Origin of the sequence: Thioclava sp. SK-1 (assembly GCF_001705665.1) — a bacterium.
Classification (GTDB): Bacteria; Pseudomonadota; Alphaproteobacteria; order Rhodobacterales; family Rhodobacteraceae; genus Thioclava.
The window spans coordinates 34853-61032 of the sequence record NZ_MDHA01000025.1 but is presented as its reverse complement, the minus strand read 5'-3'; the positions used below and the strand labels follow the sequence as shown (position 1 = coordinate 61032).

The 26180-nt window shown below is 57.6% G+C and carries 23 protein-coding genes and 2 tRNA genes; 11 read left to right on the top strand and 14 right to left on the bottom strand.

The window, feature by feature from the left end:
* Positions 1 to 18 precede the first annotated feature (18 nt).
* Both BFP70_RS03165 and BFP70_RS03160 read right to left on the bottom strand, forming a co-directional pair.
* On the bottom strand, positions 19 to 429 hold the full coding sequence (locus BFP70_RS03165; RefSeq protein ID WP_066009924.1) for a GtrA family protein: 411 nt from the start codon (positions 427 to 429) through the stop codon (positions 19 to 21).
* Positions 426 to 1913 carry a UbiA family prenyltransferase gene (locus tag BFP70_RS03160; RefSeq protein ID WP_255356578.1) on the bottom strand — a complete coding sequence of 496 codons (1488 nt, stop codon included), beginning with the start codon at positions 1911 to 1913 and terminating at the stop codon, positions 426 to 428. Before BFP70_RS03160 ends, BFP70_RS03165 begins: the two co-directional genes overlap by 4 nt.
* Before the next feature lie 223 nt (positions 1914 to 2136).
* Here BFP70_RS03160 and BFP70_RS03155 point away from each other — a divergent pair, with 223 nt between their 5' ends.
* The gene (locus BFP70_RS03155; protein WP_066009923.1) at positions 2137 to 3372 is read left to right on the top strand and encodes a putative DNA modification/repair radical SAM protein; all 1236 of its coding nucleotides are present in this window, start codon (positions 2137 to 2139) and stop codon (positions 3370 to 3372) included.
* Positions 3372 to 4271: a TIGR03915 family putative DNA repair protein gene (locus BFP70_RS03150; RefSeq protein WP_066009922.1), complete on the top strand. Its 900-nt coding sequence runs from the start codon at positions 3372 to 3374 to the stop codon at positions 4269 to 4271. Before BFP70_RS03155 ends, BFP70_RS03150 begins: the two co-directional genes overlap by 1 nt.
* On the opposite strand, the gene BFP70_RS03145 is transcribed toward BFP70_RS03150, so the two are convergent.
* Complete coding sequence (locus BFP70_RS03145; protein WP_066009921.1) at positions 4272 to 5354, bottom strand: AbrB family transcriptional regulator; 1083 nt, start codon at positions 5352 to 5354, stop codon at positions 4272 to 4274.
* A 114-nt stretch (positions 5355 to 5468) separates the two neighbouring features.
* Positions 5469 to 5675 (bottom strand): SlyX family protein, encoded by a 207-nt coding sequence (locus tag BFP70_RS03140; protein WP_066009920.1) that lies wholly within the window; start codon positions 5673 to 5675, stop codon positions 5469 to 5471.
* A gap of 169 nt (positions 5676 to 5844) precedes the next feature.
* Between BFP70_RS03140 and hisS the strand changes: the two genes are divergently transcribed.
* Genes hisS through hisG form a run of 3 tightly spaced genes read left to right on the top strand, consistent with a single transcriptional unit; the run spans position 5845 to position 9124 of the window.
* A complete protein-coding gene (gene hisS / locus BFP70_RS03135) occupies positions 5845 to 7347 on the top strand; it encodes a histidine--tRNA ligase (RefSeq protein WP_066009919.1) in 1503 nt (500 codons plus the stop codon).
* Entirely contained in the window at positions 7347 to 8420 is a 1074-nt protein-coding gene (locus BFP70_RS03130) for an ATP phosphoribosyltransferase regulatory subunit (protein ID WP_066009918.1), read from the top strand. Before hisS ends, BFP70_RS03130 begins: the two co-directional genes overlap by 1 nt.
* Entirely contained in the window at positions 8417 to 9124 is a 708-nt protein-coding gene (gene hisG, locus BFP70_RS03125) for an ATP phosphoribosyltransferase (protein ID WP_066009917.1), read from the top strand. The genes BFP70_RS03130 and hisG overlap by 4 nt, the downstream gene beginning before the upstream one ends.
* A gap of 186 nt (positions 9125 to 9310) precedes the next feature.
* Here hisG and BFP70_RS03120 read toward each other — a convergent pair.
* From BFP70_RS03120 to BFP70_RS03080, 9 genes are all read right to left on the bottom strand, one after another.
* Positions 9311 to 9385, bottom strand: a tRNA-Glu gene (locus tag BFP70_RS03120).
* Positions 9386 to 9406: 21 nt separating this feature from the next.
* Positions 9407 to 9481 (bottom strand) — tRNA-Glu (locus BFP70_RS03115).
* 113 nt (positions 9482 to 9594) lie between these two features.
* On the bottom strand, positions 9595 to 11340 hold the full coding sequence (gene recJ / locus BFP70_RS03110; protein ID WP_066009916.1) for a single-stranded-DNA-specific exonuclease RecJ: 1746 nt from the start codon (positions 11338 to 11340) through the stop codon (positions 9595 to 9597).
* A 116-nt stretch (positions 11341 to 11456) separates the two neighbouring features.
* Positions 11457 to 11858 carry a VOC family protein gene (locus BFP70_RS03105; RefSeq protein ID WP_066009915.1) on the bottom strand — a complete coding sequence of 134 codons (402 nt, stop codon included), beginning with the start codon at positions 11856 to 11858 and terminating at the stop codon, positions 11457 to 11459.
* A gap of 143 nt (positions 11859 to 12001) precedes the next feature.
* The gene (locus BFP70_RS03100) at positions 12002 to 13306 is read right to left on the bottom strand and encodes a homoserine dehydrogenase (RefSeq protein WP_066009914.1); all 1305 of its coding nucleotides are present in this window, start codon (positions 13304 to 13306) and stop codon (positions 12002 to 12004) included.
* A 136-nt stretch (positions 13307 to 13442) separates the two neighbouring features.
* Entirely contained in the window at positions 13443 to 13772 is a 330-nt protein-coding gene (locus BFP70_RS03095; RefSeq protein WP_066009913.1) for a hypothetical protein, read from the bottom strand.
* Entirely contained in the window at positions 13762 to 14436 is a 675-nt protein-coding gene (locus BFP70_RS03090; RefSeq protein ID WP_066009912.1) for a TadE/TadG family type IV pilus assembly protein, read from the bottom strand. Before BFP70_RS03090 ends, BFP70_RS03095 begins: the two co-directional genes overlap by 11 nt.
* A gap of 8 nt (positions 14437 to 14444) precedes the next feature.
* Complete coding sequence (locus BFP70_RS03085; protein WP_141693076.1) at positions 14445 to 15050, bottom strand: TadE/TadG family type IV pilus assembly protein; 606 nt, start codon at positions 15048 to 15050, stop codon at positions 14445 to 14447.
* Between the two features lie 13 nt (positions 15051 to 15063).
* Positions 15064 to 16881 (bottom strand): pilus assembly protein TadG-related protein, encoded by a 1818-nt coding sequence (locus BFP70_RS03080; protein WP_066009910.1) that lies wholly within the window; start codon positions 16879 to 16881, stop codon positions 15064 to 15066.
* 495 nt (positions 16882 to 17376) lie between these two features.
* On the opposite strand from BFP70_RS03080, the gene dnaG reads away from it, so the two are divergent.
* The 6 genes from dnaG to ribD all read left to right on the top strand — a co-directional run bounded on the left by dnaG (position 17377) and on the right by ribD (position 24175).
* Positions 17377 to 19362: a DNA primase gene (gene dnaG, locus BFP70_RS03070; RefSeq protein WP_066009908.1), complete on the top strand. Its 1986-nt coding sequence runs from the start codon at positions 17377 to 17379 to the stop codon at positions 19360 to 19362.
* Positions 19363 to 19538: 176 nt separating this feature from the next.
* Complete coding sequence (rpoD, locus tag BFP70_RS03065; protein ID WP_066009907.1) at positions 19539 to 21557, top strand: RNA polymerase sigma factor RpoD; 2019 nt, start codon at positions 19539 to 19541, stop codon at positions 21555 to 21557.
* A gap of 136 nt (positions 21558 to 21693) precedes the next feature.
* Positions 21694 to 22062 (top strand): hypothetical protein, encoded by a 369-nt coding sequence (locus BFP70_RS03060; protein ID WP_066009906.1) that lies wholly within the window; start codon positions 21694 to 21696, stop codon positions 22060 to 22062.
* Positions 22062 to 22478 (top strand): secondary thiamine-phosphate synthase enzyme YjbQ, encoded by a 417-nt coding sequence (locus BFP70_RS03055; protein WP_066009905.1) that lies wholly within the window; start codon positions 22062 to 22064, stop codon positions 22476 to 22478. Before BFP70_RS03060 ends, BFP70_RS03055 begins: the two co-directional genes overlap by 1 nt.
* Positions 22479 to 22619: 141 nt before the next feature.
* A complete protein-coding gene (gene nrdR / locus BFP70_RS03050) occupies positions 22620 to 23087 on the top strand; it encodes a transcriptional regulator NrdR (RefSeq protein ID WP_066009904.1) in 468 nt (155 codons plus the stop codon).
* Positions 23087 to 24175, top strand: coding sequence for a bifunctional diaminohydroxyphosphoribosylaminopyrimidine deaminase/5-amino-6-(5-phosphoribosylamino)uracil reductase RibD (ribD, locus tag BFP70_RS03045; RefSeq protein WP_255356576.1), 1089 nt, complete (start codon positions 23087 to 23089; stop codon positions 24173 to 24175). The genes nrdR and ribD overlap by 1 nt, the downstream gene beginning before the upstream one ends.
* Here the strand turns inward: ribD and BFP70_RS03040 are convergent.
* Positions 24172 to 26175 (bottom strand): capsular polysaccharide biosynthesis protein, encoded by a 2004-nt coding sequence (locus tag BFP70_RS03040; RefSeq protein ID WP_066009903.1) that lies wholly within the window; start codon positions 26173 to 26175, stop codon positions 24172 to 24174. The two genes, ribD and BFP70_RS03040, sit on opposite strands and share 4 nt — an antisense overlap.
* Positions 26176 to 26180: the final 5 nt, after the last annotated feature.

Sequence of the window (26180 nt, the reverse complement as noted above, 5' to 3'; positions counted from 1 at the left end):
CGATCCTCCGAAAATCGGTTACACAGACGCGGGGGTAAATACAAACCGCCGGTCCAGAAAATATTTCACGATATAGCCGATGCTCAGGCCCAGAACCGCGCCCAATTCACGCATGGTTTCTGTGCTGAAAATCAGCCAAAAGGCGGTTTCGGCGCCCCAGAAAATGGCCGTGGTCACCAGACCCATCGCGCTATATAGCCCGAATTTGCGTGAATGATTGGCCAGCCCGGTATCGGTATCGGCAAAAATCCAACGTTTATCGAGCAGGTATTTCGCCACTAGCCCGGCCACAGTGCCCAGAAAAACCGCCGCGGCAAAGATCACAACGCCATCGCCCTGACTAAGCACCAGCCGTTGCGCACCAAGGTTGATCACCGTCGCTACGACTGCAAACAGCGCATAAAGCAGTCCAATGTTCAGCGCGCTCATAACACGGTGCCTGCGACGCCTAGGGCCAGCATCAGCAACGCGCAGATCTGGCTGACACGGTCTTTCGCGGCAAAGACGACAGGGTCATCATGCATCTTGCCACGGTGGGTGATCATCACCATCCGGCTTAGCCAATACAGCAGCACAAGGCAGATCCCCCATAATGCGGCTGGTTGATTGTAAAACACCGTAACCTGCGGTGAATTTACATATAACGCCATCACCAGCACCGAAACGAACCCCGATGAGATGGCCATATTGGTAACGATCGGCAGGTCCTCGATCATATAGCCTCGACCATGCGCCTTGGATTTGCCCGAGGCCTTGCCATCCACCAGCTCGGCTTGACGCTTTACTGCCGCAAGAGAGAAGAAGAAGAAGATTGAAAACGCCAAAAGCCAGACAGATAGGGGCAGGCCTGTCGCTGCGGCCCCTGCGGCGATACGCATGGTATACAGCACGGCCAAGGTGCAGATATCCACGATCAGCTGCCGCTTAAGCATCAGCGAATAGGCCATTGTGACGATGTAATACAGCACCATGGTTCCAAGGAATGTCCAAGACACCAGCCAGGCCAGGCAAGCCCCGACTAACAGCAATACAGGGGCCATCCAGGTGCCATCCTGAATGCGCAGCGCACCGGAGGCAAAGGGTCTGCGCCGTTTGCGTGGATGCGCGCGGTCCGCCCCAAGATCCAGAAGATCGTTCAGTACATAGACGCTGGATGCGACAAGCGAGAAGGACAAAAACGCCATTAGCGATTGCATGAATGTCAAAACGGCAATGTCATGCGCTGTCAGCATCGGAATGAACACCAACAGGTTCTTCAACCATTGATGCGGGCGCATTGCTTTCAGATGTGGGCGCAGATTGCCTTCGGCGCGCGGGGCCATATGCACTGCTGGAACATCCAGACGCGAGACGGCACGTCGCAGGCGGCTGTCGGATCCGACACTGAGCGCGCGATTGGCGTGTTTCCATATATGCAGGTCGACATCGGTATCCCCGATATAATCAAACCCTTTGTCACCATAGCGTTGGATCAAGAACTCGGCTTTGTGCGTGCCTTTCAGGTTCAGATCGGCGGTGGTGCCAAAGACCTCATCAAACAGCTGCAGATGGTCGGCAATGCGTTGCGCGACCTGCGCGTCGGAGGCGGTGACAAGTGCAGTGCGCCCACCTGCGGCCCGCCATTCGCGCAACAGGTTCAGCACGTCGTCGATATAAGGCAATGTGGTGACGTCAATATCAGCGCGTTCCAGCATCGCGCGCTTTAGCGCAGGCTTCCCAAGCGGCAGGGCCTTGACCGCCGTCAGTGGTGTGCGCCAATCCTTCGCGAAAGATGCCCAAAAGCTTTCATACAGCATATCTGTCGCCAGCAAGGTATTGTCCAGATCGGCGACCAAGACAATGTCGCGCATCTGTTGCTGTGTCGTGCAGCCTTCAAGCAACTGCGCGGATGTATGGGCCAAATGGGCGGTCATTGTGTCTCTTTCATCGTCACGGCGCCGGGCGGGCTTTGTTGCCGAGTTATTCAATCATTCACAAGCAGGGCAAGAATTGGGCACTAAAACGGCAACAATAATTTTATGCCTAAGGCTTAGGGCACAGGCTGTGGGCATGGCCTGACAGATTTTTGCGTCAGGTTGGGGGCAGGCATGTATTTCGATGCTTGCCATGATCAAAGCATGAACATAAAATGAACAAATGGCAGTTAAAAACCTTGAACAGAAATTGGCCATCCTTTCGGATGCGGCGAAATATGATGCCTCCTGCGCGTCCAGCGGGGGGCAAAAGCGAAACAGTCGTGATGGGACTGGTATCGGGTCGGTCACCGGGTCGGGGATTTGCCATGCCTACACGCCCGACGGGCGCTGCATCAGCCTGTTGAAGATCTTGATGACCAATTTTTGCATTTATGATTGTGCATATTGTGTGAACCGGGTCAGTTCAAACGTCGAGCGCGCGCGGTTCACCCCCGAAGAAGTGGTCAGTCTGACGCTGGAGTTTTATCGCAGAAACTACATTGAAGGGCTGTTTTTGTCGTCAGGGATCATCCGCTCTCCTGATGATACGATGGGGGATATGGTGCGTATCGCACAAATGCTGCGACACGATCACGGATTTCGCGGCTATATTCACCTGAAAACCATTCCTGATGCCGATCCAACTTTAGTTGAGCAGGCCGGGCGGTTTGCGGATCGCTTGTCGATCAATGTGGAATTGCCCACGGATGCCGGCGTAACCGCCTATGCGCCAGAAAAATCACCGCAGCAAATCCGACGTTCGATGGCCGATGTGCGCAATCTGCGCGATGCGGGCAAAGACAAAAGCCACACGGGGCGGCGTGCACCGCGATTTGCGCCGGCGGGGCAGTCGACACAGATGATCGTTGGCGCGGATGGTGCCAACGATGCGGTAATCTTGCAAAGTTCAACCCGGTTATATTCTAACTTCAAACTGCGTCGGGTGTATTATTCGGCGTTTTCACCGATCCCCGACAGCTCCGTCGCGCTGCCCTTGATCCGGCCGCCATTGATGCGCGAGCATCGGCTGTATCAGGCGGATTGGCTGATGCGGTTTTACGGGTTTGATGCGCATGAAATCACGCAGTCCGCGCGGGGCGGTAATCTGGATCTGGAGATTGATCCGAAACTGGCCTGGGCTTTGCAAAACCGGCATATCTTCCCGGTGGATGTGAACCGCGCCAGCCGTGAGATATTGCTGCGTGTTCCCGGATTTGGCACGCGGTCGGTGCAGCGCATCTTGGCGACACGCAAACATCACGCCCTGCGCTATGGTGATTTGCAAAAGATCGGAGCGAATTTGAAAAACGCCCGACCGTTTATTGTGACACTGGATTGGTCGCCGCGCGGGCTGACCGATGATGCGGACCTTCGCGCGCGTTTTGCCCCCGCGCCGCAGCAATTGTCGTTATTTTAATGGTAACGGTTGTTCTGCCCACCGTCGGCACATTCACCGCATGGCGCAAAGCCGCACGAGAGCTGGCACAGGCCAATGTTCCGCCGCAGTCCGTGTTGTGGTCGCGCGGGGAGGACACGGTGGATCTGTTTGCCGACACGCCGCTTGTCACCGGGTCGGCGCGGCAGATTTCTGTGCCCAAAGGGTTTTTGGAACTGGCGCAGCGCGCAATCTGGCACGCCGACCCAGAGCGGTTTGCGCGGCTGTATGGCGTTCTATGGGCGCTGCAATCCAACCCCGTGCTTATGCGTGACCGCACACATCCGATGATTGCGCGGCTGTATATGATGGCCAAAGAGGTCAATCGTGATCAGCATAAGATGAAAGCCTTTGTCCGGTTCCGCGAGATTGACACCACTACCACCGACACGGCCGCGTCGCCGCGTCGCCGCTTTGCCGCCTGGTTTGAACCTTCGCATTTTACCTTGGAACCTGGGGCGCAATTCTTTGCCAATCGATTTGGCGATATGGATTGGGCGATTTTCACCCCGGATCTAAGCGCGCATTTCACTCAGGGCCGGCTGCGGTTTGAACCCGGCGCTGCCCGCCCCGAACTGCCAGCAGATGCGACTGAAGATCTGTGGCGCACGTATTTCCGCTCTATCTTCAATCCGGCGCGGGTGAAGGTGCGCGCGATGCAATCGGAAATGCCGAAGAAATATTGGAAAAACTTGCCAGAGGCCGATCTGATCCCCGACATGTTGGCCAAAGCACAGGAACGAGCCAATGCGATGGTGGCGTCGGCTCCCAGTTTGCCCCCCGTTCGGGCGCAAAAACTGCGTGACAGGGTGCGTGCGACCTATCCGCTGCGACCCGGCTCAAAGATCCAAGATCGTACACAAGACGATCTCTTTGAATGATCACTTTAAATTCAGCCGGTCCCCTATCAGCCGCGCCACTGTCACCGTCCATACGATACGCATGGCATGATGCACGGTAACATATAGAATCGACATCTGTAATGAGAGCGCGATCAGCGACATCTCGATCAGGCCACCGGGCGCAAAGGCCAAGAACACGGCCGCGCGTGGTTCGTCAATCAGCGGGCCCAGCACATAGGCGCAGGCAGTGGCCGTGCCGATCGACAGCGCCGTGGACACGCCTGACAGCCGCAGCGCCAGGCCAATCCGTGACAAAGGCATGCCGTTGAACCGGGTGCCAAGGCTGATGCCAATTACCAGCTGCGTGGCCGACACCAGATATGCAGGCGGTGCGCCCTGCACCAATCCCAAAAGATGCGCGATGCCCGACAGCACAATAGGGCCGGTGATCATCCCGGCAGGCAGGTTCAATCGCCGGCCCAAGATCCAACCCAAAACGCCCACGACAATCAGGATCGGCCAATCTTGCCAGCGTAGCGGCACGGTGTCCAACGTCACCCCCCCGCCAGAGCCTACGGCATGACCGGTCATCACCGTGAAGAAAATCGGAACGGACACCACTGTGATAATCAACCGCAGAAACTGCATCATCGTTAGAATGACCGGATCGCCGCCGCGCTCTTCGCCCATTTGCACGCTTTCGATCAACCCGCCCGGCGCAGTGCCGAAAAAGGCAGTGACCTTATCGGTGCGCCCCGTCGCCATGACCGACGCATAACCAAGCAGATGGATGATGGGAATGAAAAGGGCCAGCACAAGCAGGGATGGCCACCATTGCGCCACGGCATCCACGATTTCGGGTGTGAAATTCGCTCCGATCGCAACCCCGATGACCGGAATGACAAAACCGCGCCATTTCAGCGGCACCTGCATCGCGTGGCCCAGCGGTTTCCACCGGGTAAGCGAAATCCCCGCAACCGCGATCAACGATCCCAACAACATTGGCAGCGGCAGATGCAAGGCGCGCGCCAAGAAGGCACCAACCATCCCGATTGCGCAGGTCAATGCGACGGAGGGCCAGTGATAGGGCGCTTTCATCGATGGCGGGGCGGGGATGGGCATAGGATCCTCCGAGCGTGGCTGAACTGCAGAATAATTTTGTATACCGTTGCATACAAAATGACGCAGGCAAAGCCGTAACGCGCTGTCAAGGATCTAACGCTTTCGTGATCACGCTTAGTAATGTGGAGGTTTTTGATCCGCCAATGGGACAGAGCCACCAGCCGCGAATTCGCGCTCGGCCTCGCGTTCCATCAACATCTGCACCCGGCGCGACAGTTTCGCCAGATCCAGATCCTGACGCGCGGCGACCTCGGATAGATCATCATAGGCGCGGGTGAGATAAGCGAGCTGCTCTTCCAGCTCGGTGATACGGTCGGTCATGGAGGGCTCCGCTGCGGCTGTATTAGGGGTGCTTAGGCCGAAATAGCGATGAATGCGAGCCTGCAATCGCGCAAAATGGCCAGGCAGGCGGATGGATTGGCCTACGCGCCTTGCTGTTAGGACAGCAAGGGGCTATTCGGAGCCTTGAATTTCAGCAGTGGAACAGACCATGGCCAAGCAGAAAAAACAGCCCCGGCCCAAGGCCGAACCGCCGAAAGGCTTTCGCGATTACTTTGGTGCCGATGTCACCGAACGGCAAGAGATGCTGTCGGCCATCGCGCAGGTTTACCATGCCCATGGGTTTGATCCGCTAGAGACATCGGCTGTGGAAACAGTTGAGGCATTGGGGAAATTCCTGCCTGACGTAGACCGTCCGAACGCGGGTGTCTTCGGTTGGCAAGAGGAAGATGACGGCAAATGGCTGGCGCTGCGCTATGATATGACTGCGCCGCTTGCACGTGTGGCGGCGCAGTTCCGCAACGACCTTCCCAGCCCGTACCGGCGCTATACAATGGGTCCGGTTTGGCGCAACGAAAAACCGGGGCCGGGCCGGTTTCGCCAATTCTATCAATGCGATGCCGATACGGTCGGGTCTGCATCCGTTGCGGCTGACGCGGAAATCTGCGGCATGCTCTCTACCGCATTAGAGGCTGTAGGGATCGCACGCGGCGATTACCTTGTGCGCGTTAACAACCGCAAAGTCTTGAATGGCGTGATGGAGGTCGCAGGCGTTCTGGACCCTTCTGACCCGACCAAATTCGAAGACGAGCGCGGCATCGTTTTGCGCGCCATCGACAAGTTCGATAAATTCGGCGAAGAGGGCGTGCGCCTGCTGATGGGCGAAGGCCGTCTGGACGGGTCGGGAGACTTTACCAAAGGCGCAGGTCTGTCGGTCGAACAATGCGATATCGTCATGGGCTTCATGCAGGCCAAACGCGATAGCGGTTCGGCCACGGCGGCGCGGTTGCGTGAATTGGTCGGTGGTTCGGTGATTGGTGCAGATGGCGTCAATGAGCTGGAGCAGATCGCAGAATTGCTGGACATTCAGGGCTTTGGCGCGGATCGCATTGAAATTGATCCGGCTGTCGTGCGCGGCCTTGGCTATTACACAGGCCCTGTGTTCGAAGCCGATCTGACCTTTGAAATCCTTGATGAGAAGGGGCGCAAACGCTCCTTTGGTTCCGTGGCCGGTGGTGGTCGCTATGATGATCTGGTCAAACGGTTTACCGGGCAGGAAGTGCCTGCGACCGGGGTCTCTATCGGTGTGGACCGGTTGCTGGCGGCGCTGCGTGCCAAAGGACAAGCCGGCGCCAGTCACCAAGGCCCGGTGGTGATCACCGTGATGGACCGTGATCGAATGGGCGATTATCTGGCGATGGCCGCGCAGTTGCGCGCCGCTGGTATCCGTGCCGAAGTATATCTGGGAAATCCCAAAAATTTCGGCAACCAGTTGAAATATGCCGATAAACGCGAAAGCCCCATCGCGGTCATTCAGGGCTCTGATGAGGCCGCGCGCGGTGTGCTTCAGCTAAAAGATTTGGTGTTGGGCGCGAAGCTGGCTCAAGATGCCAGCCTTGAGGAATGGAAAACCCAGCCCGCGCAAATCGAGGTCGCCAGTGCCGATCTCGTGGCCGAGACCCGCAAGATGCTCGCCCGTTACGGAGACAGATAATGGCCACCAAAGCCCAAGCGCGCATCACCGGGCGGCGCCTGCTGCAATCTTTCGCAGCCGCCGGAGCGCAGGAAATCGAACCCGATATTATGCAACCGGCCGAAGTCTTACTGGACCTATACGGCGAAGACATCCGTGCCCGTGCTTATGTTACCCAGGATCCGACCTGCGGTGAAATGATGCTGCGGCCAGATTTCACCGTGCCCGTCGTTCAGGCGCATATGTCGCAAGGCGCGGAACCCGCCCGCTATTGCTACATGGGCGAAGTGTTCCGCAAACAAGATCATTTCGGCCAGGCACGGGTGAATGAATACACTCAGGTCGGGTATGAGGTTTTCGACCGTGAAGATCCGGCCAATGCCGATGCAGAAGTCTTCGCACTGTTTTCGTCGCTGCTGCGACCGCATGGGCTGCAGGCGACCATGGGCGATATGGGGCTGCTGCGTGCCGCCGTTGTCGGGCTGGAAACGACACAGGCGCGCAAGGCGGCGCTGTTGCGTCACATCTGGCGCCCTGTGCGCTTTCGCAAATTGCTGGAACGGTACTCTGGCCAGACCCCGATGCCACAGGCGCGTCGCGATCTTTTGGCCGGGGCGCGGACCAAAGGCCCTTGGATTGGTCTGCGCAGTCCAAAAGATATGGATCAGCGCATCGCCAGCCTCCGCGAGGATGCCAAAGCCCCCCCGCTGCCCGCCCAAGATGTTGCCCGGATTGAGGCGCTTTATACCCTGACTTGTCCTGCCGCTCAGGCGTCTGCACAGCTTCGCACGCTGAACATGCCCGTGCTTGACCCAGCGATCGATCTGTTAGAGGCCCGCTTGGCCGCGCTGCGCACCCGCCGCGTGGACCTGGAAGCGTTGCGCTTCGATGCAAGCCATGGCCGGACCACGATGGAATATTACGATGGCTTCACCTTCACCTTTGAAACCAGTCGCCGTGATTGGCCTGCGGTGGCCTCCGGCGGGCGGTATGATGCGCTGACGCGCGTGCTGGGGCAGGGACGCGAAATCCCGGCAGTAGGCGGTGTGATCCGCCCGGGCTTGCTGGCCGATCTGGAAGGAGCCGCGCAATGACACGGATTAAACTCGGTGTGCCCTCCAAAGGCCGTCTGATGGAGAAAACCTTCGATTGGTTCGCCCGGCATGACGTCACCCTCAAACGCACAGGATCAGAGCGCGAATATGCCGGCGCGGTCGAAGGGATCGGCGGGATCGACCTTGTCTTGCTTTCTGCCGGTGAAATTCCACGAGAATTGGCGGCAGGCCGTATCCACCTTGGCGTGACCGGCTCCGACCTGGTGCGCGAAAAATTGGCGGATTGGGACAATCAGGTGGCGTCATTGGCGCTGATGGGCTTTGGCCATGCGGATTTGATCATTGCTGTGCCTGATTGCTGGTCAGATGTCGATACGCTGGAAGATCTGGACGCGGCGGCCCATGCCTTCCGTGACACCCACGGGTTCCGGCTGCGCATCGCAACCAAATATCACCGGCTGGTGCGTGATTTCCTCACCCGTGAGGGCGTAGCAGATTATCAGATCACCGACAGCCAAGGCGCAACCGAGGGCACAATTGCCAACCTCACCGCAGAGGTCATTGCAGATATTACCTCCAGCGGCGAAACGCTCTCGGCCAACCACCTGCGCGTGCTCTCAGATGGGCTGATCCATCAAAGCCAGGCCAATCTCTTCGTGACCCGCGCTGTAGATTGGCTTGGCACGAATGCGGCGTTCCAGACGCTTGTGCAACGGCTAAACTTGACGCCACCAACGCTTTAAAGCGTTACTATTTCATCTTGCTAAAAAATATCCAAACCGGAACGCCAGCCAAAGGTCTTCCGGTTTGGGTCAGATGCGCCCTGCCACTTTGACATCAAACCTCAATGCCCAAAGACATCGGCAACGCCAATCACGCAAGCACCAAGCTCGGTCAACGCAGGATGACTCTGTGATAGAAAGCATAAATGGCAGCCCGTAGGGGAATCGAACCCCTCTTTCCAGGTTGAAAACCTGGCGTCCTAACCGATAGACGAACGGGCCGCAGATCGCGGCATATGAAAGTGGCAGCCCGTAGGGGAATCGAACCCCTCTTTCCAGGTTGAAAACCTGGCGTCCTAACCGATAGACGAACGGGCCACACTTGCGGCGTGGGGCGGTTCATAAGGCAGGCTGTCTGACCGCGCAAGGGCTTTTTTCGAGTTTCCGACAACTAAATGAAAGCATTGTGAAAACCCATAAGAAAACAAGGGTTATTCCGCGATTGCGGCATCTTCCAGCCGCAGCTGCACCTTCGTGCGGCCCCCCCAGGTGTTGATCTCCAGCCGGCCTGCCAAATGGAATCGTTGCGCACCGGGCTGCAACAAGGCGGGGCCAAGCGGGCCGTCAAAAGCGCCAAAGCAAATCGCCTCTAAACGCGGCCCCATCCCGTCGCTGAAGGAAAACCGCAAATGCTGCTCTCCAACGCGTTTGGCAAAGCTGATCGCGACCGATGGGAAGGCAAACCGTGGCGCAGGGGCACCCTGACCAAACGGGCCGGCCTGCTCGATATGCTCGATCAGATCTGGTGTGGCGGCTGCTGGCATCAACAGGCTATCCAGGCGCAGATCTCTTGGGCCGTGGCTGCCGGCGCCTTGTTTGGCCAGCAGGGCGCTCAGCCGCTCCATCGCAGCCTCCAGCTGGCCTTCCTCTACCGTCAGGCCGGCAGCCATCTTGTGCCCGCCGCCTTTCACAAATAACCCCTCTGCTGCAACCCGCTGCACACAGGCGCCCAGATCCACCCCCGTGACCGACCGTGCAGAGCCTTTACCGATTCCGTTCTCCAGCCCGATGACGACCGCAGGGCGGTTGGTGGCCTCTTTCAGGCGTGCGGCCACGATGCCCACCACACCGGGGTGCCAGCCCTCTCCTGCCGCCCATACCAGCGGCCCATCCAATCCTCGCGCCTGCGCCTGTTCCAGCGCCGCCTCACGGACACGGTTTTCAATGTCGCGGCGGTCGGTGTTCAGCTGGTCTAGACGCTCTGCCAGGGCTTCGGCCTCATGCGGGTCATTGGTGGATAGCAATCGCGCGCCCAGATCGGCCGCCCCAATCCGTCCGCCTGCATTCACCCGCGGCCCCAGCATGAACCCCAGCGCATATGAGGTGGGCGCCTTATCCATTCGTGACACATCCGACAGTGCCCGCAGGCCGGGACGGGCGCGCCGTGCCATCACCTTCAGCCCTTGTCGCACCAAGGCCCGGTTGCAGCCAATTAACGGGGCAACATCGGCCACAGTGGCCAGCGCCACCAGATCCAGCAAGGCAATCAGATCGGGACCTTTGTGGCCCTGACCGCGCATAAGCCGATTGACCTCCACCAACAGCAAAAACACGACCGAAGCCGCGCATAGATGCGCCAGATCACCGGTTTCATCTTGTCGGTTCGGGTTCACACAGGCCACACAATCGGGCAGGGTTTCTGCGCCAAGGTGGTGATCAAGAATAATCACATCCGCGCCTTTGGCTGCTGCAATCGGCTCATGCGAGAGCGTGCCGCAATCAACACAGATAATCATATCATGGTCCGCTGCCAGCGCCTGCATGGCGGGGACATTGGGGCCATAGCCTTCGTCGATACGGTCGGGGATGTATAAGGTTGCCTGCAGGCCCATATCGCGCAACCAAACCAGCAGCAACGCTGCCGAGGATCCCCCATCCACATCATAATCCGCGAAGACTGCGATACGTTCTTTGGCCTGCACAGCATGCAAGAACCGTTCGGCGGCGCGGTCCATATCCAATAATACGCGCGGATCGGGCAACAGATCACGCAGGGTGGGTTCCAGAAACTGTGCCGCCTCCATCGGGGTCACTCCGCGTGACACCAAAACGCGCGCCAGCGGCGCGGGAAGGCGGGTTTCCTGCACCATCGCCTCTGCCAGGCGCTCCGCCTCTAACGAGGGGCCGCACCAGCGACGATTTGTCAGGGATTGCTCAACACCAAGAAATGCGTTCATCCTCTTGCCATACACAGTGTCACGCGATCAGGCCAGTGGGGGCGACGTCAAAACCTGATCACGATGCCTCTTCTCGCTGTCCAAAACTGCGCCGCGAGATGGGCGTATTGACGGCGTCAGGGTGCGGGTTCGGGTGTGTGGCACACGATGCATAATTTGTTCCCATCCGGGTCACGCAGATAGGCGCCATAATAATCGGGGTGATAATGGGGCCGCAGCCCCGGTGCGCCCGCATCCGTGCCACCCAATTGCAGCGCATGTGCGTGAAAGGCGCGAACCGTGGCGTGGTCATGGGCCTGAAAAGCCACCATGGGGCCGTTACCCGGGGCGGGGGCGTTGCCATCAAACGGGCGTGTGACGAAAAAGATCGGACGGTCGGCTTTGGGCAGGGACCAACCGATCCAACCCGGCGTTGGTGCATCGAATCGCACGCGATAGCCCAACATGGCCATCAGCGGATGATAGAAAGCGCGGGCGCGTTGCAGATCCGAAATCCCAAGGCTGATATGGCTGAACATCATTCGGTCCTGTGTGGTGCAAGGATGGCCATAGCACCCAAGCGCGCATGAAATGGCAAGGGCCATCACGGCGCGGATAGGCCAGTAGACAGAACAGCGGGGCCCGCAGGCCCCGTCGTCTTAGTGCGCAGTTCTAGCTTTGATCAGACCTCTTCAATGCGCAGTGCAATCGGATCGCCCTCAACCACGCCGGTGGCGGGGAAGGCATCAATTGCATGATCAATCGCGTCGCGCGTGGTTTTATGGGTCACGATCAACACCGGCGCTGCCATATTGGCATTACCATATTGCCGCATCCGCGAGATCGACACGCCCGCCGCCCCAAGTGCCGCTGCGACCTTCGCCAATGAACCGGGCTTATCCGACAGGTTGATCCGCAGATAATAGGCCGCCGGGGCAGAGGCGATTGCCGGGGTAGCGCTGTCCAATGTATTGGCCGGCTGGCCAAAGGTTGGCAGGCGCAAACCACGGGCAATATCCATCACATCGCCCATTACCGCGCTGGCCGTCGGGCCCTCACCTGCACCTGCGCCACGCAGCACGATCTGGCCAACGCTGTCGCCCTCCAGCACCAGCATATTCGTGCCGCCAGACAGCTGTCCCAAAGGTGAGGTCGCAGGCACCAAACAGGGGGTCATGCGCTGCTCCAGCCCGCGGCCAGTTTTCTGCGCCACGCCTAACAGTTTGATTTTATAACCCATATCACCGGCGCGGCGAATATCGTCGATCGAGATCCGGCCGATTCCTTCCAATTTGACATCGTCAAAAGCCATCCGGGTGCCAAAGGCGATAGAGGCAAGGATCGCCAGCTTATGCCCGGCATCAATGCCGCCCACATCCAGCTGGGGATCTGCCTCCAGATAGCCAAGCTGATTGGCCTCTTCAAAGACGGTGTCATAGGGCAAGCCGGCCTCTTCCATCCGGGTTAGGATGTAGTTGCATGTGCCATTCATCACACCCATTACGCGGCGGATCTGGTTCCCGGCAAGCCCTTCGGTCAGGGTTTTGATCACCGGGATGCCGCCTGCAACGGCGGCTTCAAACCTGATCACACGGCCAAGGCTCTCAGCGGTTTCGGCCAAGGCCTGACCGTGATGGGCCAATAAGGCCTTATTGGCGGTGACAACATCTTTACCCGCCGCCAAAGCGGCCTCGGTTGCGCGTTTTGCCACGCCTTCATGCCCGCCCATCAATTCGACGAACACATCGACATCCTCACGGCGTGCCAGCGCCACGGCATCGGTTTCCCACGCATAGCCCGACAGATCTGCATCGCGGGCCTTGTTTTGATCACGTGCGCAAACGGCAGAAATGGTGATCGCGCGACCGGTGCGTGCGCTGAGCATCTGCGCGTGGCGCTGAATAATTTTTACGACACCAATACCAACTGTGCCCAGACCGGCAATGCCAAGACGCAGCGCGGGGCTTTCGAGAGCAGGGCGGGACATAGGAACCTCTTCGATGTCAGATCAGTCGCGACCTGTTAGCCGAGAAGCGGTCCGCTTGCAACGCGCCGTGGTGGTTTGGGCCAAGATTTGGACAGATGCGTGTGGCGCGCCACGCTGTGCAATGCCGCAAGATGCGCTACTGTGCGGCCTGATCGGGTGTGACTGTGCGTAAAACGCTGGCGCGAGCGCGCAGCGCATCGGCGCGGCGTTCAAGGCTCGCTGTTGGATCCGGCGTGCCCTCAGGTGCCTGTGCCAGGATTTGATCAATTGGGGCAAGCGGGGGCGTGGTGTCAAACGCGGGGTCATTGCAACCCGCGACACCCATCAACGACACCCCAAGTAAAAGAACAGACAAAAGACGCATCAGCCCACCACATCCGACATCAAGGTGCTTAGAATAGGGCGCAGGGGCAGGGTTTACCACCCCCTCGCGGCCGCAAGGCGTTTCAAACGCGTCAGGCGTCATCGCTCCATGTAACGCGCGTGACCCGTGGGCGGGTCACAACAAAATTGGTGTATTTGATTGTGCCCGCCAGTCCGATCCATGCCGCTTTTTTTGCGGCTTCTGGGCTGGAGCTGGGGAAATACAGCCCGCGGTCGCCAATGTCGAAAAGGGGGGCGTAAGTGTAGATCGTTTCCACCAAAACAGCCATATCCCCCGCCGCCATGCGCGGAATGCGGGAATGTTCATCATTGAAAGAGCCGTCATCATAGACCTGCATCTTTGTAGTATCTGTGGAATAGGGCTGTGTGACCGTAAATTTCTTATCCACACCGTCACAAGGGCGGGTGTCTACCGTAGCGCCGTTATCGGTTGTGCTGGCGCAGTTGAACAAGGTCACGCGGATGACCGTTTGTTCTGCATCGCGCGCATCAGAGACATAGTTGAACACTTTGCGCAGGCCGTGGATGTATTCCGGCCCGATCTCATTGTTCTCGCGTGAGATCATGTCGCTGATCGTATAGGCGGCCTTGGTGACAGTGGACCGGGTGCGAAAGGCATCCCAGAACTGAAATGCGACCACATACCACCCCAGCAGCAGCAAGGCCCCCATGACACCTTCGATTGCGGCACTGCCGCTTTCGTCGTCACGCAGTGCCTTGAACGAACGTATGCGAAAGCTTTTCATATTGGGCCTCAACCTGGCTCGTTGATGTAAAATGTGGTTGTCGTCAGGGTTGCTTCGCCATTCATATCGGTCAGCAAATAAGCGCCCAGCGGGTTCATTTCCCAAATGTAGTTTTTACCATCTTCGGTTTGTGACCCCGTCGACATAGGCCGAATTTTTAGGCAGGCGCGCAGCAACATCATTTGATCGTCATTGCCGCCATCAACCGTGGCCACCTGTGTGCTGTCGGGATCACGATCCACACAGCGCATGCCGGGATCGGGGTTAACCGTCGCCCATGTGTTTGTGTCAACTGCGTGGACCTCAACAAACAGATCGTCCATGCAATTGTGCAAGAATCCGATGTTTTCGCAAATGCTGCGCTTTAACGTCTCGGCAGAGGGGGTTTTTTCAATGCCAAGGCGTAGGATCCGCGTGCTCATATCCACGCCACGTTCCAGCATCGTCTGTTTCACGCTAAGAACCAGCAGCTCGACCGAGCTGACCATGATCATCAAAAAGAACGGCAACCACAGCAATGTCGGTAGCGTCACCGCCCCGGTTTCGCTGCGGCGCAAATGGCGCAACCAATTGCGCCGTCTGCGATCCATAGGTGGGGTTTGCGGGGCAGTCATCATGATCGCCCCTTTAATTCGTCAGACGCAAGGAGTTGATGGACGACGCGATTTCCGCAAACGCATTCAGCACTTCGGAGCTGTCGACATCATAGACGTAATCCGCACCTGACGCACATTGCTTCAAGATCTCCTGGCCGGCTGTCGGCGCGCTGACGGCGACGGTAAAGACCTTAATGTCATGGCTTTTCGCGGTTTTGCACAGCGCCTTCAAATCGGTGTCTTTATCTGCAAATTCCGACTGATTGGCGAAGTAGTCATATAATGTGGCTTCAGTGACATTGCTATTGAGCGATTGCACCGGCGCTTTGATATAATTGCGCAGAACATATTGCAGGGTATAGTTCGACGACCAGACATTCTGCCATGAGATATTGTTCAGGCTTATGCCGCAATTGTTGATCTGTGACAGGGTGTACCAGCTTTCTTTGCTGTAGGAATAATATTTGTCAGCATAGTCAGACCGGCCCAGAATATTGGCGACAGCGCTACTGTGGAAGAAACGCGACCCAAGGCTGCATGATGTGTCCTGATAGCCACCTCCGCCGCCACCGCCGCCTTTGCCTTTGGTATGGCGGATGTCGCTTAGCTCATTGGATGCAAGCGTGTAGCCATTGGCGGAATACAGCCAGGATTGGCCCGTGCGGAAGGCCGCTTTGGTCGAATAGGATCGGGTATTTTCACCATCCGTCATCAACACCAACACTTTCATCGCGGTGTTAGAGACATCTTGAGTCCCGTCGTCATAGTTGAACGGACGGTTTTCGATGCCACCGCCGGAACGGCCCAGCCCGTCAAAAATCGGCTGCGAGGCAGGGTCCAGAAGCGCCATACCCCAGCGTGCACCCACGTCAATTGCCGTATCGCCACCGGGCGTCAATTTGTTGATCGTGTCCACAATCGTGGCTTCGTCATTCGAAAAGGCCAACACATTCGCCATGGCGTTTTCCTGGCAGTTTTGGATATTGGTCGTTGTTGGGAAACCAAAGTTCAGACCATTCGCGGCTTGTCCGATGTAGTCGAAACTATCGCCAAACATCGTGCGCTGCAGTGCAGTCTTGTCACTGATGGCAATGGTATTGGTGGGCAAGATCATGACGTCTGCACAGGTATTCTGGCTGTGATCCGCTGACAGGTCATATTGCGCTGCCAATTGGTTCCCTAACACCACGTTTTGATTATAGGGGACCACCGAAATCATCAGCCGCCCTGCGGGCGCGTCCGGTGGCTGCACGGCATCGAACATACGATTGACGAAATTGGTTGCGGCTGGGCGCAGACGCTCCATCCGGGTGGGCGAAACCCCCGATTGGGCAGAGCCGGGATTGTTGATATTGTAGTTCATCGACCCGGAGATATCGAGCACGAGCGCAATTTCGACATTGCCCACGCTTTCCTCCGCCTGGCTGCGCCCATCTGAAGACAGCGAGGTCACGCCGACCAACGGGCCAAAGATTGTTGGCATGTCGTCATCAACCGTGATTGTCACGCGCCGCCATGCGCCGATATCACTTTCCTCTACATTCGTGACGTGTTTCAGATCCCCCAAACCGGCCTTGAGCATGTAATCGTCAACCACATCATAGGGGTCCAGATCTTGACTCAGCGACGCTGCAGCAAGGGCGGCACGGTCCAGTGTCGCCTGAATTTCCGTCCGGCGTTCTTCATGGCGCACAAGGTCAATCGCGATCCCGGTAGTGACCAGCATCAAAATGAACAGTTGCAGGCTTAAGATCATCAAGGCCCCATCTTCATCGGAGCGCAGTCGATGTAACGACAGGCGCTGACCGAAAGGACGGGTCGACCATTTTGGGCTCTTGAGACCGAACATTTCACTTCTCCACACTGGTCAAACGCCCCGGATACGAAGGGCTATAACTCACGGCTTAATTAGCACGGGCTTTGGGGCGGAAATGCGGCATTGAGCGGGCGGGATTGGTTAATTGTTCCGTGGACTTGCCGTAAACGCGGCCAAGGCGGGCCGTTCGTTTTCATTTCGTCAACAAATTGTGGGTCCTGCGGTTTCGACTGTTAAGTTTTCACAAATTATTCAGGACGATTCCGTGGCATCGCGTGGACCGATTCGCAGGCCGTGGTATGTTGGAACCCCTTGTGAATAAGGATAATGCCCGAAAATCGGCCGCTGATCACATCGCGAAGCCGGGAGACGGGGCCGCCATAATTGTTAATTTCGCCGTAATTCTTCTTGAAAACCTTGGTCCGGGACATAGTGACGGGTTTGGGGCGCGGGCCCTTGCACCCAGATGTGTATCTTCCTATCTCGCGGAGTCTGGACTTCGCCACCTCTAGGACCGATACCTGTTTCATGAGCTTGCCCGATGGTTTTCTTGACGAACTGCGCACCCGTATCTCGATCTCTCAGGTGGTCGGGCGCAAAGTCATGTGGGACATGCGCAAATCCAATCAGGGCAAGGGCGACATGTGGGCACCCTGCCCATTCCATCAGGAAAAATCTGCATCATTCCATGTCGATGATCGCAAGGGGTTCTATTACTGCTTTGGATGTCATGCCAAAGGTGACGCGCTGACCTTTGTGCGCGAAACGGAAAATGTAGGCTTTATGGAGGCAGTGGAGATTCTGGCCCGGGAGGCCGGGATGCAAATGCCCGCACGCGATCCGCGTGCCGCGCAGAAGGCCGATCGCCGCTCTGAGCTGGCCGATGTGATGGAAGAGGCGGTGAAATATTTCCGCATGATGCTATCCACCGGGGCCGGGCAGGGCGCGCGTGATTATCTTGCGGGGCGACGTTTAGGGCCCAAGGCGCTGGACCGGTTCGAGATCGGCTTTGCCCCCGATGCGCGACAGGGCCTGTTTCAGGCGTTGAGCAATAAGGGCATCGCGGCGGAGAAAATCGTCGATGCCGGACTTTGCGCAAAACCTGATGATGGTGGCGCCCCCTATGACCGTTTCCGGGGCCGTATCATCTATCCGATCCGTGACCAGCGGGGACGCTGTATCGCCTTTGGCGGGCGGGCAATGGATCCCAATGCACGGGCGAAATATCTGAACTCGCCCGAGACAGCGTTGTTCGACAAGGGAAGGTCCCTGTATAATCATGGCCCCGCACGCGAGGCCTGTGGCAAGGGGGCGCGCCTTGTGGTCAGTGAAGGTTATATGGATGTTATTGCGCTGGTTGAGGCGGGGTTTGGCGGGGCGGTTGCGCCGCTGGGCACAGCGATCACAGAAACGCAGCTGCAGCTTTTGTGGCGCATTCATGACGAGCCGATCATCGCGCTGGATGGTGATACCGCAGGCATTCGCGCGGCAATGCGGCTGATCGATCTGTCCCTGCCGCTGCTGGAGGCCGGCAAGGGGCTGCGCATCGCGATGTTGCCGGGCGGGCAGGATCCCGATGACCTGCTGAAGGCATCGGGATATGACGCGATGGAACAGGTCCTGGCGCAGGCTAAACCGATGGTCGATCTGTTATGGCAACGCGAGACCGAGGGTAAGCAATTCGACAGCCCAGAGCGCAAAGCCGCGCTGGACAAGTCCTTGCGCGCAGCGATATCCAAAATCCGCGATCCGTCAATCCGCAGTCATTATGGGCATGAAATCAAAGAAAAACGTCTGGCGCTATTTGGGCAGGGCCGGTCCTTTGATCGCGGCGGTTACAGCGATCGTGGCTTTGGCGGACCGTATCAGGCGGGTGGGGCCCGGCGTGGCAGCTATGTGAATGGGAAATGGACCCCCGCGCTTAGCCAGCCGCTGGCACAGACGCGCAATTCGATGCTGGCGATGGCCGAAGATGCCGCTGTCGCGGAACATTTGCGTGCGGCGATGGTCTTGGCAATCTGCCTGACCCACCCTACGTTGATCGCTGAACATGAATCACAGCTGTTTTCAGCCCCGCTAAGCGACCCGTTCCATGATGATCTGCGCAATCGGATGCTGCGCCATCTGGATCTGCCACCCGATGATTTGCTGGCAAGATTGCATGAGGACATGGGACGAGACCTTGAAACCTTGCTCAATCTGCCCCATGTGCGATCTGCGCCGCCTGTTATGAAGCGTGCCGATACCGCGCTTGCCCGGATGTGCCTGATGGAGGAGCTGGCAAAGCTGGATGCGGAACGGGCTGTGCGAGCGGAGGTAGAAGATGCAAAACAAGATCTGGAAGGGTTGGCCGATGAAGGTGTGACTTGGCGCCTAAGCCAGGCGACGCGCCGTCGGCAAAATGCAAACAGTTCAAAGATTACAGATACAAGTGATATGGGCGAGGACAGAGAGGCGCTTTCAGCGCTGTTGCAATCGGCCATAGATCAGCAAATCTGGCGAAAGAAAAAATAACCCCGGTGAAAGCTACGAATTGTGGATAATTTGGGGATAAGTTGTCGTGTGAATGCAACGTGTTGCGAATCATCGCTCCACCCTCTGTGATTCGCCGTGACGATTCGATAATACTGCAGGATGTGATTCGATCCTGCCAAAGCAGTGCTTGATGCCAAGCCGATCAAGGAGCGCCCATGGCCGCCAAAGACATCGACGATAACAAGCCGGACTCCGCGAATGACGAGGACACGTCCTTCGACATGTCCAAGACCGCGGTGAAGCGGATGATCGCCGAGGCGAAGGAACGTGGGTTCATTACCTACGACCAGCTGAACAAGGTGATGCCACCTGATCAGGTCTCGGGCGATCAAATTGAGGATGTCATGTCGATGCTCTCCGAAATGGGCATCAACGTGATCGAAGGCGACGATTCCGACGACGATCAGGCGCAAGAGAACGCGTCGGGCGGGGAATTGGCGACGACGGGCGGCAGCAATCGTGACGTTGCCGTGTCCAGCGGATCATCGGAAACATTGGACCGCACTGATGACCCGGTGCGGATGTATCTGCGCGAGATGGGCTCGGTTGAGCTGCTGTCGCGCGAAGGCGAAATTGCGATCGCCAAGCGCATCGAGGCGGGTCGCAACACGATGATCGCCGGGCTGTGCGAAAGTCCGTTGACCTTCCAGGCAATCACCATCTGGCGCGACGAACTTCTTAGCGAAGATATTTTGTTGCGCGACGTGATCGATCTGGACGCCACCTTTGGCCGGACCATCGATGGCGAAGAAGATGATGACGAAAGCGTCGTGCCCGGGGTTGCCGCCGGTGCGGGTGTTTCTGGCGATGATACATCCGCATCCGACAAATCGTCCGAGCAAGAGCTGGATGCCGATGGCAATCCGATCCAATCTGATGATGATGACGAAGATGACGCGCCCAATATGTCATTGGCGGCGATGGAAGCTGCGCTGAAACCGCAGGTTCTGGAAACGCTTGAAGTCATCGCGCATGATTACGAATTGCTGGCCGAAATGCAGGATCAGCGGATGTCTGCGACGCTGAACGAAGACGGCACTTTCTCGAAGAACGAAGAAGCCGAATACCAGCATCTGCGCAGCCAGATTGTTGAAATGGTGAATTCGCTTCATCTGCATAACAACCGTATCGAAGCGTTGATTGACCAGCTGTATGGGATCAACCGCAAGATCATGTCCATCGACAGTGGTATGGTGAAGCTGGCCGATCAGGCCCGTATCAACCGCCGTGAGTTTGTCGAAAGCTACCGTGGGTATGAGCTGGACCCGAATTGGGTTGAACGGATGATGGAAAAGCCGGGTCGCGGCTGGCAGATGTTGTTTGAAAAATCCTCTGATAAGGTAGAGAACCTTCGCTCTGATATGGCGCAGGTCGGGCAATATGTTGGTGTCGATATTTCTGAATTCCGCCGCATCGTGGCACAGGTTCAGAAGGGCGAAAAAGAAGCCCGCGCCGCCAAGAAGGAAATGGTCGAAGCCAACCTGCGGCTTGTGATCTCGATTGCTAAGAAATACACCAACCGTGGTTTGCAGTTCCTGGATCTTATTCAGGAAGGTAACATTGGTTTGATGAAAGCGGTGGATAAGTTCGAATATCGCCGTGGTTATAAATTCTCGACCTATGCGACATGGTGGATCCGTCAGGCGATCACGCGGTCCATCGCGGATCAGGCGCGCACCATCCGTATTCCGGTGCATATGATCGAAACGATCAATAAGCTGGTGCGGACAGGCCGCCAGATGTTGCACGAAATCGGCCGGGAGCCAACGCCGGAAGAATTGGCCGAAAAGCTTCAGATGCCGCTGGAGAAAGTGCGCAAGGTAATGAAAATTGCCAAAGAGCCAATTTCCTTGGAAACTCCGATCGGCGACGAAGAAGACAGCCAACTTGGCGATTTCATTGAGGATAAGAACGCGGTTCTGCCGTTGGATTCCGCAATTCAGGAAAACCTGAAGGAAACCACGACCCGCGTTTTGGCCAGCCTGACCCCGCGCGAAGAGCGCGTTTTGCGGATGCGCTTTGGCATTGGTATGAACACCGACCATACTTTGGAAGAGGTGGGGCAGCAGTTTTCGGTGACACGCGAACGGATCCGTCAGATCGAAGCAAAGGCGCTGCGCAAGCTCAAGCATCCGTCTCGCTCGCGCAAGTTGCGGTCCTTCCTGGATCAATAAGCCAATCAATATTGATGCAAATGCCCTCAGCCACGCTGAGGGCATTTTGCTTTTTGCGGGCTGTTTTGCGCAGGGGGCTTTTCACGCTTGGGCGATCCCTGCTAAGCCAAGACAACCCAAAGCTTTGAGGCCTTTCATGACCCGCATTTCAGTTATTCTTGCCGCCGTTGCCCTGACTGCCTGCACGGTGGATGAGAACGGAAACATTATCATGCCACCACCACAGGGGCAGGCGGCCGCGCCGCGCATGGATCAGGAGGGCACCTGTTTTATGTATGTTGAAGATCAGGGCGAAGGGCGCTACCGTCTGGTGAACGGGGTGGGCGACGGCACGCGCACTCCGCTTGCGATGGTAAAATCCGATCTGACCTCAGCCCAGCTGGACGCGCGCTATACCAAGGAGCGCGCGATCATGGATATCAATCCCGAATGTCTGGCAATCGTGGCCAAAGACCGCGCACAGGCGCGCCCGGTGCGCAAACCCAAAGCCCCGATGGGGGGGTGATGCATTGCAATTTTGACATCGCGACACAGGGGCAGGGGCTGTATGAATTCACCCGGCAGGTGCGCAGTTGGGCCGAAGGAAGCGGACAAGACGAGGCCGTTTTAACCCTGTTCATTCGTCACACATCTGCCAGTTTGCTTGTGCAAGAAAATGCCGACCCCGAAGTGCAGGTCGATATGCGTGAATTCTTTCATCGCCTTGTGCCGCCATCCAACGCGCCCTCGATGCGCTGGATAACGCATACATATGAGGGGCCGGATGATATGCCTGCTCATGTGAAGGCTGCGCTGCTGCCTGTAAGTGTTCAAATTCCGATGATCGGGGGCCGTTTGCAGCTTGGGACATGGCAGGGGCTGTATGTTTTCGAACATCGTTCGGCGCCCCATGTTCGGCAGGTCAGTGCGCTACTGCGCTGAGTCCTTGGTGCCACAATTTTGCTCAAGATTTGGTGGCTGGGCTTTTATGCTACCCAAAATCACGATGTATGCGTATGATTTGGTGATAAACGGGGCATAAGACCCCAAACTGAGGCGGTTTTATTAGAGAAGGGGGACGCGATGCGCTGCCCGTTTTGCGGAAATGTAGATACTCAGGTGAAGGATTCTCGCCCGGCCGAGGATCATGTGGCGATCCGGCGCAGGCGTTTTTGCCCGGCATGTGGCGGGCGTTTCACAACTTACGAACGTGTTCAGCTGCGCGATTTGGTCGTGATTAAGACCTCGGGCAAGCGCGAAGAGTTTGATCGCGATAAGATGGAGCGTTCGATCCGGATCTCTATGCAAAAACGTCCGGTTGAGCCGGAACGGATTGATCAGATGATTTCAGGTATCGTGCGGCGGCTGGAATCGATGGGGGAGACGGACATCCCGTCCAAAGCCATTGGTGAGATTGTGATGGAGACTTTGGCGCGGATCGACACCGTGGCCTATGTCCGATTTGCTAGCGTTTACAAGAATTTCCAGGCTGCGGATGATTTCGATAAATTCGTATCGGAACTGCGCCCACCAGAGACCGATCTGCCCTGATGATGGCCGATCAGCGCTATATGGCGCTTGCCCTGTCGCTTGGGCGGCGGGGCCTTGGAAATACATGGCCCAACCCGGCCGTGGGGTGTGTGATTGTGCGTGATGGTCGTATCGTCGGGCGGGGATGGACCCAACCCGGCGGTCGTCCGCATGCCGAACGCCGTGCCCTGACGCAGGCGGGTACACAGGCACGCGGCGCCACCGCCTATGTCACGCTGGAACCCTGTGCGCATTTTGGACATACCCCGCCCTGCGCACAGGGGTTGATCGACGCAGGTGTCATCCGTGTGGTGTCCGCAATGGTTGACCCCGATCCAAGGGTCGCAGGAAAAGGCCATGCGATGCTGCGCGCTGCTGGAATTGATGTCACTATTGGAACATTAGAGGCGCAGGCCCGCGCAGATCAGGCTGGGTTTTTGTCACGAATCGAACATGGCCGACCGTTTTTGGCGCTAAAGCTTGCGACATCTTTCGACGGGCGGATAGCGTTGGCCAATGGGGAAAGCCAGTGGATCACAGGCCCGCGCGCACGTGCCCATGTCCATAGTTTGCGGGCAAAATTTGATGCGGTCATGGTCGGGGCCCAGACTGCGCGGGCTGATGATCCATTGCTGACAGTGCGTAATTTTACACCCTTGCGCCAGCCGGTGCGCATTGTCGTGTCGCGCAAGCTTGACCTGCCGCGCGACCGCCTTGCTGGATCCATCGCACAGGCGCCACTGTGGTTGGTACATGGCGCGAATGCGCCGCATGACGACCGCGCCTATTGGCAAGAACGCGGTGCGGTTTTGATCCAATGTGATACCACTTCAGACGGGTTGGATCCGCACCACCTGATGCAGGTTTTGGGAGACGCCGGCCTGTCACGGGTGTTTTGCGAGGGCGGTGGGCGGTTTTCGGCCGCGCTGATGCAAGCTGGGGTGGTCGATGAACTGATCGGATTTACTGCTGGCGTTGCCCTTGGGGGGGACGGTCGGGCGGCACTTGGTCCGATGGGGTTGCACAGGTTGAAAAATGCGCCGCGATTCACATTGACGGAAAGCCGCGTCATTGGCGGCGATTTGATGCATCGCTGGCAGCGGAGTTAACGCCAGAGCCGCGTCCAGGATGCGGCGCGATCTTGCAGCGTCGACACGATTTTTAACGGCCAATACTGTCGCTGCGCGGCCCGATCTGCCAACCGCTCGATCACCAGCTCTGGTGGGCAGGAGCGCTGAGACACCGGATCAAAATAGCGTGGGTAGGCGATCAGCACCGCATGGACCAGATGCACCAGATCGGGGCGCGCGGTACGGCGCGCAGGCGTCGGGGACAGATCATGCGTCAAACCCCACCCCGCATAGAACGGCGCGCCAAGACAGGTTGTGGGCTTGCCCCGCAGTAATGCCTCAAACCCCATCAATGAAGTCATGGTCCAGACCTCATCACAGGCTGCGATAAGTGCAACTGGATCGGTATCTTCGCTGATGTAATCGGCGTATCTTAACGCAATATCAGAGGGGATGGCGCCGGGACGCAGCCCGGCCTCTACATCCGGGTGAGGTTTGAAAATGATTACTTTGTCGGGGTTTTCTGCCCGGGTCTTGGCAAGTAATGCCAGATTTGTACTGGTTTGGGCGCAGCCAAGCCGGATGGATGCATCGTCTTCTACCTGACCGGGAACCAAAATGCGATGTCCCGCAGGCAACTCTGGTGGCGGCGAGCCTTGGTTATATTTCGACAGTCCAGATTGGCGCAGTTTGCGTAGCAATTTGTCAGCCCGTTCACGTCCCCCTGGGGGGAGCGGCGCGGCAATCAGCGCCTCCAGTTCGGATGGGGTCGTCGGGTCATAATAGATCCCTGTGGTATCAGTGACCAACGACAGCGGCGGCACTAAGCGCGCACCCAACCCGCGCGAACGTAGAAAACCGTCTTCAACACGAATGGGCGTGGCCTGCGCGTCCGGTAAGGGCTTGGCCGACCAATGCAGCCAATCCTGACCATTTATCGGTTTGGCACGAAACCGAATAGGCGCGTGTTGCCCGAAAAAGGCCCGCATATGGCGGTGTTTCCAGCGGCTTATCCCCGTTGCAACATAGCCGTGCCGATCGGCCCGCCAACTGCGCAGATCGGCCTCTATCTGATCCAATGCGACTTCAAAGCTGCAGATTTCTTTGCGGCAGGGATCAAACCATGTGGGAGCCAGAATGTGGCTGACGGCAAAAAGCTGCGCGCGGGTCAGGCGACGCCGGCGCCGATCCACCGGATTTTCATCCTGGGTCAGCCCCCAACTGGCATAGAAGGGCTGGCCAAACACCCGCGGTTTATGGCCTGCCAAAATCGCCTCATACCCCAGTAAGGATGACACGGTGTAGACTGCAGTCGCGCCTTCTAACAATGCCCAAGGAGAGATGGGCTCGCGGAATAGGAATGTACGCTCGTCACAATGCTCGGGGCCGTAATGGCCCGGCCGATATCCGGCCTGTGTTTCGGGGTGGGTTTTGATCAAGATCCTTGCACCGGGGTTCTCGATCTGGGCCACGCCCAACATTTCGCGGAACAGCCGGGCAGAGGCACCGCCATAGGTGATCGACGCGTCGCCGCGTGTTTGATCAATCACCAGAACATAGCCCGGTGCAGGTGGCGCCGCGTTCGGGTCAAAATTGTTGTATTTTGATATGTGCGAGTGGCGCAGCCGGGCCATTCCATCGCGCGAACGTTGTAAAAGTGCTGTGTCGTCTAGCGGCTCTGACATCGCCAGATGCTCAATTAACGATGGGGTGCTGGAATCAAAATGTACGCCATAAGGATCGATCAACAGGCCCAACGGAGGTTCCTTGGCCCGGCCTGGATGGACTGAACGCACAAAGGCATCCTCAACGCGGATCAGCCCAAGCCCGCGTTTTTGCGCCACAGCCTCGCCGCGCTTGGCATAGGGGGAACGGCCCCAGACGGCCACATGATCACCGCATGAGGGCAAGCCCAAACGCAGATCCCAGCCCGCCGCGCCCAAAATCGCACGCAGCGGTTTTTGGCGCAAAAAACCTGCGTTGTAATAATACAGCCGCCGGGTTTCCCCGGCGGCTTGAATACGGTCTGGCCCTGACATCAGCG

Coding starts and splice junctions, on each gene's coding strand:
- BFP70_RS03095 (WP_066009913.1), bottom strand. CDS start 13,772: ATGACGCCTGACGCGTTTGAAACGCCTTGCGGCCGCGAGGGGGTGGTA.
- rpoD (WP_066009907.1), top strand. CDS start 19,539: ATGGCCGCCAAAGACATCGACGATAACAAGCCGGACTCCGCGAATGAC.
- ribD (WP_255356576.1), top strand. CDS start 23,087: ATGATGGCCGATCAGCGCTATATGGCGCTTGCCCTGTCGCTTGGGCGG.
- recJ (WP_066009916.1), bottom strand. CDS start 11,340: ATGAACGCATTTCTTGGTGTTGAGCAATCCCTGACAAATCGTCGCTGG.
- BFP70_RS03105 (WP_066009915.1), bottom strand. CDS start 11,858: ATGTTCAGCCATATCAGCCTTGGGATTTCGGATCTGCAACGCGCCCGC.
- BFP70_RS03040 (WP_066009903.1), bottom strand. CDS start 26,175: ATGTCAGGGCCAGACCGTATTCAAGCCGCCGGGGAAACCCGGCGGCTG.
- BFP70_RS03155 (WP_066009923.1), top strand. CDS start 2,137: ATGGCAGTTAAAAACCTTGAACAGAAATTGGCCATCCTTTCGGATGCG.
- BFP70_RS03055 (WP_066009905.1), top strand. CDS start 22,062: ATGCATTGCAATTTTGACATCGCGACACAGGGGCAGGGGCTGTATGAA.
- BFP70_RS03085 (WP_141693076.1), bottom strand. CDS start 15,050: ATGACTGCCCCGCAAACCCCACCTATGGATCGCAGACGGCGCAATTGG.
- BFP70_RS03090 (WP_066009912.1), bottom strand. CDS start 14,436: ATGAAAAGCTTTCGCATACGTTCGTTCAAGGCACTGCGTGACGACGAA.
- nrdR (WP_066009904.1), top strand. CDS start 22,620: ATGCGCTGCCCGTTTTGCGGAAATGTAGATACTCAGGTGAAGGATTCT.
- BFP70_RS03130 (WP_066009918.1), top strand. CDS start 7,347: ATGGCCACCAAAGCCCAAGCGCGCATCACCGGGCGGCGCCTGCTGCAA.
- BFP70_RS03080 (WP_066009910.1), bottom strand. CDS start 16,881: ATGTTCGGTCTCAAGAGCCCAAAATGGTCGACCCGTCCTTTCGGTCAG.
- BFP70_RS03140 (WP_066009920.1), bottom strand. CDS start 5,675: ATGACCGACCGTATCACCGAGCTGGAAGAGCAGCTCGCTTATCTCACC.
- hisG (WP_066009917.1), top strand. CDS start 8,417: ATGACACGGATTAAACTCGGTGTGCCCTCCAAAGGCCGTCTGATGGAG.
- dnaG (WP_066009908.1), top strand. CDS start 17,377: ATGAGCTTGCCCGATGGTTTTCTTGACGAACTGCGCACCCGTATCTCG.
- BFP70_RS03165 (WP_066009924.1), bottom strand. CDS start 429: ATGAGCGCGCTGAACATTGGACTGCTTTATGCGCTGTTTGCAGTCGTA.
- hisS (WP_066009919.1), top strand. CDS start 5,845: ATGGCCAAGCAGAAAAAACAGCCCCGGCCCAAGGCCGAACCGCCGAAA.
- BFP70_RS03100 (WP_066009914.1), bottom strand. CDS start 13,306: ATGTCCCGCCCTGCTCTCGAAAGCCCCGCGCTGCGTCTTGGCATTGCC.
- BFP70_RS03150 (WP_066009922.1), top strand. CDS start 3,372: ATGGTAACGGTTGTTCTGCCCACCGTCGGCACATTCACCGCATGGCGC.
- BFP70_RS03060 (WP_066009906.1), top strand. CDS start 21,694: ATGACCCGCATTTCAGTTATTCTTGCCGCCGTTGCCCTGACTGCCTGC.
- BFP70_RS03160 (WP_255356578.1), bottom strand. CDS start 1,913: ATGACCGCCCATTTGGCCCATACATCCGCGCAGTTGCTTGAAGGCTGC.
- BFP70_RS03145 (WP_066009921.1), bottom strand. CDS start 5,354: ATGCCCATCCCCGCCCCGCCATCGATGAAAGCGCCCTATCACTGGCCC.